This is a genomic window from Nonomuraea polychroma (assembly GCF_004011505.1).
GTDB lineage: Bacteria > Actinomycetota > Actinomycetes > Streptosporangiales > Streptosporangiaceae > Nonomuraea > Nonomuraea polychroma.
In genome coordinates, this window is sequence record NZ_SAUN01000001.1 from 5,025,548 (window position 1) to 5,040,545 (window position 14,998).

Below are 14,998 nucleotides of genomic sequence, written 5' to 3' on the forward strand. Positions count from 1 at the left end.
TGCCCTTCACAGTGCCCCAGGGTCACAGAGTTATGGCACCGACGCCTTTTCCACCTGTACGGCCGGAGCTGTTGGGGTTTGTGCGGGTCTGCGGGGCTTGAGTAGCCGCTGGATGGGGCGTTCGGCAAAGGAGTAGACCAGATACGACAGCAGGATGGCCGTCAGCGTGGCCGTGACGGCGACGGCCCAGGGGGGCAGGTCGCCGGTGAGCACGGGGATGAGGGCGACGGCGACGACGCCATGGAAGAGGTAAAGAGGGTATGTGGTGCCACCGAGCGCGGTGAGCGTTTTGGACGGTTTGAGCCGTAGGACGCCGAGCGCGGCGAGCGCCATCACCGCGAAGATCACGGTGATGGTGATGATCACGCTGGTGTCGGTGACAGGCATGTTCTTGAACCCGGCGGCGTCGATGCGCCGGTGCACGCGGGCCAGCGCGGAGTCGATCGACATGCCGTAGGCGGCGGCGACGTAGAGCCAGGGCAGCCAGGCGTTGCCGTGTTTGCGCACGAGGTACAGGCTCATGCCGGCCACGAAGTAGGGGGCGTAGTCGGGCATGACGATCTCGTCGAGGACGGGATTGTCGAGAATCCCGGTGTGCCCGAGCACTTTGACGGCCAGCGCGGCGGCCAGCCAGAGGCCGGCGAACGCCAGCACGCGCCCGTACGTGACGCCGATGATCACGAGGATGGCCATCAGCAGGTAGAAGCGGAGCTCGGCCCACAGCGACCAGTAGACGCCGCTGGCATCGGTGATCTTGAAGAGCCGCTGGAACATGGTGGCGTTCAGCAGGTATTCGCCTGGGGAAAGTTTTGGATCGAGTGCTTTGGCGCCGGTGAGCCCGTAGAGGGCGGCGACGGCGCCGAGGCTCAGCCAGTACGCGGGGTAGAGGCGGACGAGCCGGGACCTGGCGAATCCGCCGAGCCCGCGCCCCCAGACGGTCATGAGGATGACGAACCCGCTGATGATGAAGAACAGTTCGACGCCGAGGATGCCGAGCCCGGCGATGGGGGCCAGCGCGGGGAAGAGCTCGGCGGGCCGGTCGCCCCAGACGGAGGCGTACGCGACCAGGTAGTGGAACGCGACGACCGCGAGAGCCGCGATGAAGCGCAGGAGGTCGAGCTCGGCCAACCGGCCGTCCTCCCGAGCGTGCTTGGGCCGGTTGGGGGAATGCACGCCATCTTTGACGTAACGCGGATCACTTCGGTTCCACTGATCCCTCCGTTCCCACGAGCAACACGCGTGACACGGCGTCGAGGCCGAGCGCGGCGCGGCCTGCGCGAGTGACGCGGAGCAGCCCTGCGGCTCCGGCCGCGCCGCAGGCGGACAGAGCGGCCCCGTGCTGGGCGAGCAGGCGGGCGGCGGCGTCGGCCTGGTCGTCGGAGATGGTCAGATAGAGGTCGGCGAGGCGGCTGAGGAGCCGGTGGGCGATGAGGGAGGGTTCGCGGCAGTCGAGTCTGCCGAGGTCGGTGTGGGAGCCTTGGACGCGCACGGGGCGTCCGGCTCTGGCGCTTTCGATCAGGCAGGGCGCGCCTTCGGGCTCCACGACGACGATCTTCGGTTGCTCACCCCAGCGGTCGCGGACGTATCCGGCGGCCGCGGCGGCCAGGCCACCGACGCCTGCCTGCACGAACACGTGGGTGGGCGCCTCCAGAGGCGCGCCGGGGCCGGTGAGTTCGTCGAACAGGACCGTGTAGCCGCGCATGACGTCGAGGGGCACCTCGGTGTAGCCCTCCCATGAGCTGTCGGCGACGAGCCGCCACCCGTGGTCGTGCGCGGCCCGCTGGGCGGCGGCCATGGCGGCTTCGTAGTCGTCGCCGTCGCGCCGCACGTCGGCGCCGAGCGCGCGCAGCCGCTGGGCGAACGTCTCGGGCACGTCGTGGCTGAGGTAGACGGCGCAGCCGACGCCGGCTTCGCGCGCGCCGGAGGCGACGGAGATCCCGTGGTTGCCGGCGCTGGCGCAGACGACGGGGGTGCCGCCGCCGTGCCGCTCGGTGAGGAGGTGCACGGCGTAGGCGCCGCCGAGCGCTTTGAAGCTGCCCAGCCCCATGCGGCCGCTCTCGTCCTTGACGTGGACGGCCCGGGTGCCCGCCAGCCCGGGCAGGGTGTGGACGGGGGTGGGCCGGTAGGCGGGGTGCCGGTCGAAGTGGGCGCGGGCCTGGCGGGCGTGCGCGGTCCCGATGAGGTCGCGCTCGCGCGCCGTGTAGGGGGCGCGGCCGGGGTTGAGAAACTCCATGATCGCCATGCTAGGAGCCGGCGGTCAGGCGCGGTCGCGGGCGGCGGCCACGGCGGCCTGGCCGAGGCTGAGGCCGCCGTCGTGGGGCGGCACGCGGACGTGCCTGAGGACCCGGAAGCCGGCGGCGCGCAGCCGCTCCACGGTGCGTTCGAGCAGCAGCGCGTTCTGGAAGACGCTGCCGGACAGGGCGACCGCGGACAGGCCGGTGGCCTGCCGGAGCGTCTGGCAGGCGCGGGCGATGGCGTCGGCGACGCCGTTGTGGAAACGGCCCGCGATGACAGGCGTGGGCACCCCGGCCGTGAGGTCCTCGGCGGCGGCGTGGATGAGGTCGCGGCCGTCGACGGCCAGCAGGTCGCCGGGGGTGACGGCGGCCGGGTAGGCGCCGGTTTCCGTGGGGTCGGCGTGGTGTTCGAGTTCGGTGGCCGATTGCCCGTCGTAGGTGACGGCGTCGCGGACGCCGAGCAGGGCGTAGACGGCGTCGAAGAGGCGGGCGGCGCTGGAGGTGAGGGGGGCGTCCTGTTGGGCGAGCACGTCGGCCCACAGGGCGGCGTGGCGGCGTACGACGGCGAGCCCGGGGTGGTCGTGGCGGAGGTAGGCGGCGGCCATGCGCCAGGGCTGCCTGAGCGCGCCGGCGGGCAGGGGGACGGGCGTGAGCCGGCCGAGGCGTTCGTAGCGGGCGAGGTCGGCGCGGAGGAACTCGCCGCCCCACAGGGCGCCGTCGGGCCCGTGGCCGAGGTCGTCGAAGGCGACGCCGATCACGGGTCCCGGGTCGCCGTTGTCGGCGAGGCAGGAGGCGATGTGGGCGTGGTGGTGCTGGACGCCGACGAGGTCGACGCCGGGGATGTGCTGGGCGTGCCGGGTGGACGGGTATCCGGGGTGCAGGTCGCAGGCGACGACGTCCGGCCGGATGCCGAACAGGCCGCAGAAGTGGTCGATGTCCTCGGTGAAGGCGCGGAGGGTGCCGGGGTCGTCCAGGTGGCCGAGGTGCGGGGAGAGGAACGCCCGCCGTTCCGTGGCCAGGCAGAAGGTGCTGTTGAGCTCGGCGCCGCAGGCGAGGACGGGCCGGGGGACGCGGTGCCGCAGCGGGAGCGGCTCGGGGGCGTATCCGCGGGCCCGGCGCAGCACGGTGACCTCGCCGGACATGCGCCGCACGATGGAGTCGCCGGCGTGGAGGTGGACGGGGCCGTCGTGGGTGAGGAAGGCGTCGGCGTCGGTGTGCGGGCGGGGCTCGCCTGAGACGGTCACGGCCAGGGGTTCACCGAGTTCGGCGAGCAGGAGGTGGTGCAGCGCCGTGTACGGGAGCACGAGGCCGAGGGTGCGGTGGCCGGGCGCGACGGCGGCGGCGACGGGTGCGCCCGGGAGGCGGGGCAGCAGCACGATGGGCCGGGCGCGGCCGGCGAGCAGCTCGGCGGCGGCATCGTCGATCTCGCACAGCCGGCGTGCCTGGGCGAGGTCGGCGGCCATGACGGCGAACGGCGCGTCGTCGCGGTGCCGGCGGCCGCGCAGGGTGGCGGCGGCGTGCTCGTGGGCGGCCGGCACGGCGAGGTGGCAACCGCCGAGCCCGGTGACGGCGACGACGCGGCCGGCGCGCAGGAGGGTGACGGCGCGGGCGACGGGGTCGGCGCTCAGGTCGGCGCCCCGGTCGTCCAGGAGCCGCAGGCGGGGCCCGCAGGAGGGGCAGCCTGTGGCGGGGGCGTGGAAGCGCCGGCTGCCGGCGTCGTCGAACTCGGCGGCGCAGGCGGGGCACAGGGGGTGGCCGGCCATGCCGGTGTGCGGCGGGTCGCAGAGGGCGGTGCGGGCGATGGTGTAGCGGGGGCCGCAGGCGGCGCAGGCGATGAACGGGTAGCGGTGCCTGCGGTCGGCGGGGTCGGCGAGTTCGCGCAGGCAGTCGTCGCACGGGGCGGTGTCGGCGAGGACGGGGGCGCGGCGCGGGCCGGTCAGGTCGCCGGGGGCGATGGTGAAGCCGCGGTGCCCGGCAGGCTCGCCGCGGACGACGGTGACGCGTTCGATGGCCGACAGGGCGGGCGCGTCGCGTTCGAGCGCGGTCAGGAACTCTTCGACTCCGGCGAGGGCGCCTTCGATCTCGATGTGCACACCGGTGACGTCGCCCCGGACGCGCCCGGCGAGGCCGAGGCGGGTGGCGAGGGAGCGCACGAAGGGCCGGAAGCCGACGCCTCGCACGACGCCTTCGACGTGCACGTCTACGTGTTTCACCACGGTCACAGGCCCAGTGTGCGCCTGATCGGCGGGCCGCGCATGCGTATCGGCCGTGTCGCACACGAGAGCGGGAGGGCCGCCCGGCCCTCCCGCTCTTCGGTGGTGGTGTTACAGGTATTGGCCGGTGTTGGCGACGGTGTCGATGGAACGGCCGGCCTCGGTGCCCTGCTTGCCGGAGACGAGCGTGCGGATGTAGACGATCCGCTCGCCCTTCTTGCCGGAGATGCGGGCCCAGTCGTCGGGGTTGGTGGTGTTGGGCAGGTCCTCGTTCTCGGAGAACTCGTCCACGCAGGCCGTGAGCAGGTGCTGCACCCGCAGGCCCTTCTGGCCGCTTTCGAGGAACTGCTTGATGGCCATCTTCTTGCCCCGGTCGACGATGTTCTGGATCATCGCTCCGGAGTTGAAGTCCTTGAAGTAGAGGACTTCCTTGTCGCCGTTGGCGTAGGTCACCTCGAGGAAGCGGTTTTCCTCGCTCTCGGTGTACATGCGCTCGACGACGCTCTGGATCATGCCGCCGATCGTCGCCTCGCGGGAGCCGGAGTGCTCCGCCAGGTCGTCGGGGTGCAGCGGCAGGTCGGTGACCAGGTATTTGGAGAAGATGTCCTTGGCCGCCTCGGCGTCCGGCCGCTCGATCTTGATCTTGACGTCCAGGCGGCCGGGCCGCAGGATCGCGGGGTCGATCATGTCTTCGCGGTTGGAGGCGCCGATGACGATGACGTTCTCCAGGCCCTCCACGCCGTCGATCTCCGACAGCAGCTGGGGGACGATGGTGTTCTCGACGTCGGACGACACGCCGGAGCCGCGGGTGCGGAAGATCGAGTCCATCTCGTCGAAGAACACGATCACCGGGGTGCCCTCGGAGGCCTTCTCACGGGCGCGCTGGAAGACCAGGCGGATGTGCCGCTCGGTCTCGCCGACGTACTTGTTGAGCAGCTCCGGTCCCTTGATGTTGAGGAAGAAGCTCTTGCCTGACTGGCCGGTCTTCTCCGCGACCTGCTTGGCCAGGGAGTTGGCGACGGCCTTGGCGATGAGCGTCTTGCCGCAACCGGGCGGGCCGTAGAGCAGCACGCCCTTGGGGGGCCGCAGCTTGTGCTCGCGGAACAGGTCGGCGTGCAGGTAGGGCAGCTCGATGGCGTCCCTGATCTGCTCGATCTGCCTGCTGAGGCCGCCGATCTCCTCGTAGGAGATGTCGGGGACCTCTTCGAGCACGAGCTCTTCGACTTCGGACTTGGGTATGCGCTCGTAGACGTAGCCGGAGCGAGGTTCGAGCAGGAGCGAGTCGCCGGCCCTGATGGGCTGGCCGACCAGCGACTCAGCCAGCCGCACGACGCGTTCTTCGTCGGCGTGCGAGATGACCAAGGCCCGCTTGCCCTCGTCGAGCAGTTCTTTGAGCATCACGATCTCGCCGACCTCTTCGTAGCCGAGTGCTTCGACCACGTTGAGCGCCTCGTTGAGCATGACCTCCTGGCCACGCCGCAGCGAGTCGACGTCGACGGCGGGGCTGACGTTCACCCGCAGCTTGCGGCCGCCGGTGAACACCTCGATCGTGCCGTCTTCTCTGGCCTCGAGGAAGGTGCCGAAGCCGGATGGCGGCTGCGCCAGCCGGTCGACCTCCTCCTTGAGAGCGACGATCTGGTCCCTGGCCTCCTTGAGTGTGGCTACCAGGCGTTCGTTCTGGCCGGTCACGGCCGCGAGGTTCGCCTGTGCCTCATGGAGACGCTCTTCGAGGACCCTGGCCTGACGGGGTGACTCGGCCAGTTTCCGCCTCAGCGCGGTGATCTCCTCCTGGAGGAAGGAGACCTGTGTTGAAAGATCAGCGACCTCCCGTTCGCGCTGCGCGGCTCGAGCCTCAGCATCATCGCGAGCTGCCACGCCCCGTCACCTCCTTCCCAGTCGAGGGCGACTACTTAGGACCTTACCTATCTCGGGCCCCTCCGTAACCTGGCCGGGCAGTGTTCGTAGAGTGACATTCAGTGTTCGGTGAATAATCCTCAATAGTGCGTTTAATACTCCCAGCATAGGAACATGGCAATCTGTTCCCGTGTCACGCACGAACGCACCCTCGTGGCCAAATTGTCATAGTTCTTCAGTGGTCCCCTTCGGTCGACGGCGTCGCGGCGGGGGCGTCACCCCGTCCGCCATGCGGCGGGCGGTGACGAGGAAGCCCGTGTGGCCGATCATCCGATGATCCGGTCTTACCGCGAGCCCTTCGACATGCCAGTCGCGAACCAGGGTCTCCCACGCATGCGGCTCGGTGAAACACCCGTGATCGCGGATCGTCTCGACCGTCTTGGACATCTGCGTCGTCGTGGCGACGTAGCAGCAGATCACGCCGCCTGGCGTGAGCGCCTTCGCGGCGGCGTCGACGCACTCCCACGGGGCGAGCATGTCGAGGATGACGCGGTCGACGTCGACCTCGTCGATGGAGTGGACCAGGTCACCGACGACGAGCCGCCAGTTGTCGTCCATGGGCCCACCGTAGAACTTCTCGACGTTCTTGCGGGCCACGTCGGCGAACTCCTCCCGCCGCTCGTAGGAGGTCACGTGCCCGTCGGGGCCGACGGCCCGCAGCAGGAAGCACGTCAGCGCGCCCGAGCCGACCCCGGCCTCGATCACCCGGGCGCCGGGGAAGATGTCGGCCATGCCGACGATCATGGAGGCGTCCTTGGGGTAGATGACGGCCGCGCCGCGCGGCATGGCGAGCGTGTAGTCCTGCAGCAGGTGGCGGAAGGCGAGGTATTGGGTGCCGCCGGAGGAGCGCACGACGGAGCCTTCAGGCTGCCCGATCAGGTCGCTGTGCGGGATGGCGCCCTTGTGGGTGTGGAAGACGCCGTCCTCTTTGAGCGTGATCGTGTGGCGCTTGTTCTTGGGGTCGGTGAGCTGTACCTGATCCCCCGCCTGGAAAGGCCCATGCCTGCGGAAACCCATGGCGGCAAGGTTATAGGGCTTTCGAGCGCGTCCGGACGCGCGATATCTATGGGGGATGCTCCCCCGCGACATGATCTCCACCGGTCCCCTTGTCCTGCGGCCACCCGTGGAGGGCGACGCCGACGCGATCGTGAAGACCTGCAACGATCCGGTGACGGCGTGGTTCCTGCCGGTGCTTCCGTCGCCGTACGGGCCGGAGGACGTGCGCGACTACTTCGCGATGGCGGCCGCGAAGTGGGAGGCCGGCGGCGCGGAGTTCGCGATCACGGAGAACGGCCGGTACGCCGGCTCCATCGGCGTCCGGCCGCCGGACCACTCGGGCGTGGCCGAGATCGGCTACGTGGTGGCGCCGTGGGCGCGGGGCAGGGACGTGGCCACGACGGCCGCCAGGGCGGTCACGGACTGGGCGTTCGACCACGGGATCCGCCGGGTCGAGCTGCAGGCCGCGGTGGAGAACGTGGCGAGCGTGCGGGTGGCGTACAAGTCCGGCTTCCGCGAGGAGGGGCGCAGGCGGGAGGCCAGGCGGCTGCGCGACGGCCGGTACGTCGACATGGTGGCCTTCGCCAGGCTGAAGGGCGACCCGGTGGAGGCGGTGGAGCCGTACCTGCCGTTCTTCGAGGGCGGGCGGCTGTCGGACGGCGTGGTGCGGCTGGAGCCGCTGACGGCCGAGGACGCCGGGGACTTCCACCGGATGGTGACCGAGCCGAGCGTGGCGGCCTACTTCATTGGGCCGCCGAGCACCATGGAGGACGACGAGCGGCGCTGCCGCTACACCGGATACTGGTGGGTGTCGGGGCAGAGGATCGAGCTGGCCGTCAGGGACGCGGCGTCCGGGGCGTTCGCGGGGCACGTGCAGCTGACGCAGGTGGCGCCGGCACTGGGACAGGCGATGATCGGCTATTCGCTGGTGCCGGAGTTCCGGGGCAAGGGGGTCATGACGCGGGCGGTCAACCTGCTGGTGGAGTGGGCGTTCGCGAACACGGCGCTGCACCGGATCGTGGCCGGGACCGAGGCGGGGAACACGGCCTCGCAGCGGGTGCTGGAACGTGCGGGTTTCCGCAGGGAGGGCGTGCACCGGGAGCTGTTCCCGAAGGCGGGCGGCGGGCGGGCCGACGACGTGGCGTGGGCGCGGCTTCGCTCCTCGTAGCCGGACCATACGGAGGGTCCCGCCCGGGGACCGAAATGGGCAAAAATCCAAATTTCCTGTTGAGGGCTAGTCAACGGCTCCATCGGGAGTGATAGTCGGGACACCCGCACTCGAGTGTCGCGCGACCGGGCCGCGCGATCTCGCCGCCTCTGCTTGAGGGATCATCGCGATGCCGTACAACCGTGTCGATGTCGCCATGCGTGAACTCGTCGCCGACTTCTCCTGTCTGCAGGCCGAGGACCTCGTCGCGCGGCTGGCGCGCGGCGCCGCCGCCGTCGCCGGCACCGCCTACGCGGGCTTCGTCCGCGTGGACGCGCTGCGGCGGGAGGCGCTGCCGGTCCATGTGCACACCCCTCCCGGGGATCCGCTGCGGGTGGGCCGGTGGCTGGCCGAATCGGGGGTGCTGAAGGAGCTGGCGGTGTCGGCCAGGACGTTGCGCCTGCCGCGGGACGCGGCCGTGGGCGAGCCGGGCTTCCTCGCCAGCCCCGTGCCGGTGGTGGCGCGCGAGCACACGTTCGTGTGGGTCGCGGGGCGCGGGTTCGACGACGGGGACGAGCACCTGCTCGGCCGGTTCGCGACGGCCGCGGGGCGGGCGCTGGAGGCCGCCAGCGGGCTGGAGGCGGCGGTACGGCTGCTGCGGGGCATCCGGGCCTTCCGGCCTGCCTAGCGCTTTCCGCGGGCCTAGGGTTGAGGGCGGCCGGATCGCTGGGAAAGGGATGGCCGGTTGCCGAAAGTGCCATGCGTGGGTAATGCCGGCGCAACGCCGTTCCTGTCACGTTTCTTTTTGAGGATTTTTCGCATTTTTGGCGATTTATCTACGTTGATCGAGACATTTTCCGGGACGGCGGAAATCACCCGTGCGCCACTCGTCCCGGGCGGGGCCCGCCGCCGCGGCGGCCCCTCCATCCCCGGAACCCCTGGGATCGCGGGGTCTCCGGCCGCCGGCTGTCGCGATCACGGGTTGGCGGCCGGGTTTTTTCGGGCTGCCCCCACGGACACCCTCGTAGGCTTGTCGCATTTGTGTGCCAATGGGCTGAGGAAAAACGTTGTTGCGCTGGGGACAAAATGGACAGAGGGGGCGAAGCGTGCGGATTCTCATCGCCGGCGGAAGCGGTTTTCTCGGGAGCGAGCTCGTACGGTTGTGCGCGGCCGCAGGTCATGACGTGGGCGCGACATACCTGACCCGCCCCGGAGAGCTCCCCGGGGTCGCGTGGCTGCCCCTGGACGTGTGTTCGCGTGCGGACGCCGCGGCCGTCGTGGGGGCGTTCCGGCCGGAGGTGACGATCAACGCGGCGTACCGGCAGCGGGACTGGACGGCCACGGCGGACGGCGCGGCGCACCTCGCCCTGGCCGTGGCGGCGGCGGGCGGGCGGCTGGTGCACGTCTCCAGCGACGCCGTCTTCTCGGGCTCCGCGCCCCGCTACGACGAGACGTGCACACCCGACCCGGTCAACCCGTACGGCGCCGCCAAGGCGGCCGCCGAGACGGCCGTACGGGCCGTGCTGCCCGGCGCCGCGATCGCCCGGACGTCACTGATCATCGGTCACGGGGCGTCCCCGCACGAGGCGCTCGTGCGCTCGCTCGCCGAGGGGCGCGGGGACGGGGTGTTGTTCACCGACGACGTGAGATGCCCGGTGCACGTCGCCGACCTCGCGGCGGCTCTCCTGGAGCTGGCGGTCCGCGGGGAGGCGGGCATGTGGCACGTGGCGGGCCCGGACGCGCTGAGCCGCCACGAGCTGGGCGTGCTGATCGCCCGCAGGGACGGCCTCGACCCCGCCCGCCTGCCCACCGGCCGCCGCGCCGACACTCCCCTGCCGGGGCCGTACGACGTCCGCCTGGACTGCACGGCGACGCAGCGGCGGCTCCGCACCCGACTGCGGGGCGCCCGCGAATTCCTGTCCCCGCCCACTCCCTGAACGTCCCCGCCCCTCCCCCACACCCAGTGGCCGCCTCCACCCTCGGCCCCGCATCCCGGCCCCGCGGGGGTACGCCACGCCACCAACCGGCCCGCTGAACGGACGCCTGCCCGCTCACCGGCCCTTGCACCGGCACCCTTCAGCGAGCCACGTCGGATCCCGCCCGACCGGCCGGCAGACGCCGGGCCGGCGGCAGGCATCGGGCAGGAGGGGCCGCGGCACCGGTCCGGGGAGCAGGCACGGGGACAGGGAGCAGGGCACGGGGACAGGGCGTGGCGGCGGGCACTCGGCAGGGAGCACGCGCCGGGCACGGCCGGACGGGTAGGCACCGGGCCGTCCCCAGCGGTGCCCGCCGGGCCGCGAACGCGTGGTGTCCCTGGGCGCGACAGCCCGCGAACGCCCGCGTCCCGGGACCCGAAGATCCAGGGACGCGGTTGGCGTGACGAGCTCGCGGCCCTACCCGCGGTGCGCCTCGAAGCGGAGGGTGCGGGAGACGCCTACGCGGACCGTGGTCCCCGGGGCGATGGTGACGGGCTCGTTCGGCGGGATGTCGTAGAAGTTGGGATCGCCGGGCGGCTGGATCTGGGTGCCGTTGACGGAGCCCAGGTCCACCAGGTTGACGTCCCACCCGTCCAGCGCCACCCGCAGGTGCCGTCGTGACACCGACCCGTCCGGGCTGGTCACCTTGGCGGGCCTGGCGGTGCCGCCGGCCACCTCGGGGGCCCGCTCGGGGTCGCGCCCGAGCAGGTAGTCGGATTCCAGTGGCAGCGCGGTCCCGTCGTCCAGGATGAGGACGCCGAGCGAGGGGCGCGGCCCTTTGTAGGGGACGAGGGTGCGCTGGACCAGGGCGATGCCGCAGACGGCGCAGTAGGGGACGCGGGGGTCGTTGAAGTGGTCGTTCTTGCAGTCGACCCCGTAGACCAGCGGGCGGTCGCCGTGCTCGGGCTGTTGCTGCTGCTCCTGCGGCGGCGGCCCCGGGTGGTCGAAGTGGTCGGGCGGGCCGAGCACGGGCGGCGGCTGGTCGAAGTGGTCCGGCGGGCCCATGTGCTGCTGAACCGGCTCTGCGGCGCCGTTTCCTGAGGGCGGCTGCTCGTCGTAGGACGGGAACTGCTGCTGCGGCTCCGGCAGGGGCGGTGGCTGATCCTGCGGCGGGTGGAAGGGCGGCTGGTCCTGCGGGCCCGGGAAGGGGAACTGGTCCTGCTGGCCATGGAAGGGAGGCTGGTCCTGCGGGCCATGGTAGGGAGGCTGGTCCTGCGAGCCCTGGAAGGGGGACTGCTCCTGGTGCGGCGCGTACGACGGCTGAGGCTGGTCCTGCGGCGGCTGGTAGGGCGGTGGCTGCTCCACGGCCGGCGGCGCGGGCTGCGGGCCCGAAGGCGGCCCCTGCACGATCGGCGGCTGGTCGGCCAGCGGGTATGGCGGCCGCTCGACCTGCTGTTGCGCCGGCGGCTGGATGAGGTCGGCCTCCATGTGGAAGGCCGTGGCGGGCATCTCGCTGGTCAGCGGCCGGGACGGGGCGGGCTCGGACGGCTGGTCGGTGAGGTCGCCGACGAGGCCGCCGCCGTGGACGACGCCGCCCTCGAAGCGGACGGCGGGGTGAGGGCTGCCGGCGCCGGGCAGGCTCAGCTCGACCCGTTCGACGGTGCCGGTCACGAGCCGGTCGGCCCACGTCAGGGAGTCGCTGCCGGCCAGCCGCGTCTCGCCGGACGAGGTGGCGATGGTGGCCGACGCCGAGCCGCTGACGAGCACGGCCACGCCGCCGCTCACGGCTCCCGCGACCGCGCAGGTGGCCGGGTCGCCGGCCATGTTGGCCGCAAGGACCTGCGCGGCGCGGCGGGCCAGCGCCCTGCCGTCGCCGCCGGAGGCGGCCGTCTCGCGCAGCGCTTCGAGCAGGCCGTCGGCGGTGGCCTCGTCCGGGTCGCACACCAGCAGCAGCCCGCCCACGTAGGCGACCAGTCCATTTCCAGGAAGCGGACGCACCATTCCGAAGCCTTGGTCGGTCATGCGTCCTCCCTCATGACGACCGTGCTGCGCTCATTGGTGCCCTCGCTGCGCTCGGTCACTCAACTCTCCTCCCCGGAAGCCGGCGATGTTACGGCACCCGCACTGCCGTGCTGGCCCACCAGCCATACGCATACCCAGACGGCGAGGGCGTGTCGCGGCCCCGTCATCTCGATTCGGTGAACCGGTCGACCGCAACAAACCCCTTAACTGTGCAAGTTTGGCCAAACCGAACACTATCGGCCAGCCGTCGCATCGCAGAAATCGCCGGAGTCCGAACCGGCCCGCCCGAAACTGCTGGACACGACCCTAGCCCGGGGCCGCCGCTTAAACGAGTGGGACAAATCAGACGCCGGTGAAAACCCGGTTCACATCGGCCGTGGCGAGCACGCCGAAGATCGCGCCGCCGCGCTCCACGAGCAGATATTCGCTGCCCGGGGTCTCCCGCATGGCGTCGATGAGCGGCTCGCCGACCAGGTCGGCGTCGAGCACCATGGCGGGCTCGATGGACTTGGCGAGGGAGGCGACGTTCACCCAGGGGCGGCGGTGCTCGGGGGTGGCCTGCACGGCGGCCTCGTTCACGATCGCCACGGGCTTGCCGTCGTGGTCGACCACGACGAGGGCGCCCGCCCCGTTCTCGGCCGCCTGCCGCAACGCCTCGGACAGCGGCGTCTCCGCGGTCACCGGGATCGCCCTGCGAGCCAGGGCGCGGGCGTTGACCTGCGGGATCCTGGCCCTGATCTTGGCGACGCGCAGCGATTGCGTGGCCCCCATCCAGATGAACGAGGCCAGCACCAGCGGCCACAGCAGGGTGGTGAAGTCGATCTCCTGGTCGCTCGACAGCGCCATCGCGAGCGGCCCGGCGACCAGCAGCACGGCCAGCACCCGGCCGCCCCAGGCGGCGATGACCGTGCCGGTGCCGGGATTGCCGGCGATCTTCCACACGCCGGCGCGCAGCATCCGCCCGCCGTCGAGCGGCAGCCCTGGCAGCAGGTTGAACACGCCGACGATGAGGTTGGCCCACCACAGCTGCCGGATGAGCAGCTCGGGGATGCCGCCGCTGTTGATCACATAGACGTCGGCGAGCGCGCCGAGACCGGCCAGCCCGAGCGACAGCGCCGGTCCGGCCCCGGCCACCATGAACTCCTTGCCCGGTGTGGGCGGCTCCTTCTCGATCTCCGACACGCCACCGAGGAGGTAGAGCGTGATCCTGCGCACCGGAAGGCCGTACCACTTGGCCAGGACGCTGTGGGCCAGCTCGTGCAGCAGCACCGAGACGTACAGCAGCACCGCGAACACGAACGCGGCCACGTAGGAGGCCGTGTTGCCGAGCTCGGGCAGCATCTCGCGGAATTGCGGCGCGAACATCACGGTGATGAAGGCGGCCACGAGGAACCACGTCCACGATACGTACACCGGAATGCCGAACGGCCTCCCCATCGGAAGACCGGAGAACTCCCGCCGCGGGCTTTGCTCGCTCACCGCACTCCTTGTACGTCCTTGCCGCCGGGGTCCCGCCAGGTCGCGGTCCTCCCACCGGTACGTGGTGTCGCTGCCTTGATGCTACGCGCCGCGGCGCGTGATCCTGGTTTCGCGAGGGCTATTCTGTCGGGGTCGTGACCTAGAGTGCGGTGCATGACGTTGACCGAGCCGGTGATCATCGGAGCTCTCTCCCCGTCCCGGGCGGGCGATTTCATGACCTGTCCCCTGCTCTATCGCTTCCGGGTGATCGACCAGCTGCCGGAAAAACCCTCGCAGGCGGCGGTGCGCGGCACGGTGGTCCACGCGGTCCTGGAGCGCCTCTACGACCTGCCGGCCTCGCACCGCTCGGTGCGGGCGGCGCTGGAGCTGCTGGAGCCGCAGTGGACGCGGCTGCTGGCGGACGACCCGCAATACGCGGAGATGTTCACCGACGACGCCGAGCAGGGCGAGTGGCTGGCGCAGGCACGCGGCATGCTGGAGCGCTACTTCACGCTGGAGGACCCGACGCGGCTGGAGCCGGCCGAGCGCGAGCTCTACGTGGAAGCGGTCCTGGACGGCGGGCTGATGTTGCGCGGCTACGTCGACCGGCTCGACGTGGCGCCGACCGGCGAGGTCCGGGTGGTCGACTACAAGACGGGCAGCGCGCCGGGGCCGGACTTCGAGGCCAAGGCGCTGTTCCAGATGAAGTTCTACGCGCTGGTGTTGTGGCGGCTGCGCGGCGAGGTGCCACGGCTGCTGCAGCTGGTCTACCTGGGCGGGGCCGGCGAGGTGTTGCGGTACGCGCCGGACGAGGCCGACCTGCTGGCCACCGAGCGCAAGGTGATGGCGTTGTGGGCGGCGATCGAGCGGTCCATGGAGACCGGCGAGTGGCGCGCCCGGCGCAGCCGGCTGTGCGACTGGTGCGACCACCAGGCGCTGTGCCCGGAGTTCGGCGGCACCCCTCCCCCGGTCCCCGACCGCCGGCCCGGCGACACGGTCCGCAGCAACCGCCGCGCGGCCACCGACGAGCTGTAACGGCCCTGGCCGCCCGGCTGTCCGGCCCCCTGAGCGACCGAGCCCGGCCGGCGCGTCTCCGTT

Annotated in this window: 11 protein-coding genes; 4 read left to right on the plus strand and 7 right to left on the minus strand. The window is 71.5% G+C overall.

The genetic code is table 11. From position 1 onward, the window contains the following. Positions 1–30 precede the first annotated feature (30 nt). The 5 genes from EDD27_RS22990 to EDD27_RS23010 all read right to left on the minus strand — a co-directional run bounded on the left by EDD27_RS22990 (position 31) and on the right by EDD27_RS23010 (position 7,378). A complete protein-coding gene (locus tag EDD27_RS22990; RefSeq protein WP_127934199.1) occupies positions 31–1,173 on the minus strand; it encodes an acyltransferase family protein in 1,143 nt (380 codons plus the stop codon). Between the two features lie 22 nt (positions 1,174–1,195). Next, a complete protein-coding gene (locus tag EDD27_RS22995; RefSeq protein WP_127934200.1) occupies positions 1,196–2,233 on the minus strand; it encodes a pyridoxal-phosphate dependent enzyme in 1,038 nt (345 codons plus the stop codon). Between the two features lie 24 nt (positions 2,234–2,257). Next, a complete protein-coding gene (gene hypF, locus EDD27_RS23000; RefSeq protein ID WP_206641612.1) occupies positions 2,258–4,456 on the minus strand; it encodes a carbamoyltransferase HypF in 2,199 nt (732 codons plus the stop codon). 102 nt (positions 4,457–4,558) lie between these two features. After that, positions 4,559–6,322 (minus strand): proteasome ATPase, encoded by a 1,764-nt coding sequence (arc, locus tag EDD27_RS23005; RefSeq protein WP_127934201.1) that lies wholly within the window; start codon positions 6,320–6,322, stop codon positions 4,559–4,561. A gap of 204 nt (positions 6,323–6,526) precedes the next feature. After that, on the minus strand, positions 6,527–7,378 hold the full coding sequence (locus EDD27_RS23010) for a tRNA (adenine-N1)-methyltransferase (RefSeq protein ID WP_127934202.1): 852 nt from the start codon (positions 7,376–7,378) through the stop codon (positions 6,527–6,529). Positions 7,379–7,433: 55 nt separating this feature from the next. Between EDD27_RS23010 and EDD27_RS23015 the strand changes: the two genes are divergently transcribed. The 3 genes from EDD27_RS23015 to EDD27_RS23025 all read left to right on the plus strand — a co-directional run bounded on the left by EDD27_RS23015 (position 7,434) and on the right by EDD27_RS23025 (position 10,441). Continuing rightward, on the plus strand, positions 7,434–8,525 hold the full coding sequence (locus tag EDD27_RS23015; RefSeq protein ID WP_127934203.1) for a GNAT family N-acetyltransferase: 1,092 nt from the start codon (positions 7,434–7,436) through the stop codon (positions 8,523–8,525). 169 nt (positions 8,526–8,694) lie between these two features. Next, a complete protein-coding gene (locus EDD27_RS23020; RefSeq protein WP_127934204.1) occupies positions 8,695–9,192 on the plus strand; it encodes a hypothetical protein in 498 nt (165 codons plus the stop codon). 418 nt (positions 9,193–9,610) lie between these two features. After that, positions 9,611–10,441 carry a sugar nucleotide-binding protein gene (locus EDD27_RS23025; protein WP_127934205.1) on the plus strand — a complete coding sequence of 277 codons (831 nt, stop codon included), beginning with the start codon at positions 9,611–9,613 and terminating at the stop codon, positions 10,439–10,441. 456 nt (positions 10,442–10,897) lie between these two features. Here the strand turns inward: EDD27_RS23025 and EDD27_RS23030 are convergent, their stop codons facing one another. Beyond that, positions 10,898–12,442, minus strand: a complete 1,545-nt coding sequence (locus EDD27_RS23030) for an FHA domain-containing protein (protein WP_127934206.1) — start codon at positions 12,440–12,442, stop codon at positions 10,898–10,900. Between the two features lie 342 nt (positions 12,443–12,784). Beyond that, complete coding sequence (locus tag EDD27_RS23035; protein ID WP_127934207.1) at positions 12,785–13,921, minus strand: site-2 protease family protein; 1,137 nt, start codon at positions 13,919–13,921, stop codon at positions 12,785–12,787. A 153-nt stretch (positions 13,922–14,074) separates the two neighbouring features. Here EDD27_RS23035 and EDD27_RS23040 point away from each other — a divergent pair, with 153 nt between their 5' ends. Next, positions 14,075–14,935: a RecB family exonuclease gene (locus EDD27_RS23040; protein ID WP_127934208.1), complete on the plus strand. Its 861-nt coding sequence runs from the start codon at positions 14,075–14,077 to the stop codon at positions 14,933–14,935. Positions 14,936–14,998: the final 63 nt, after the last annotated feature.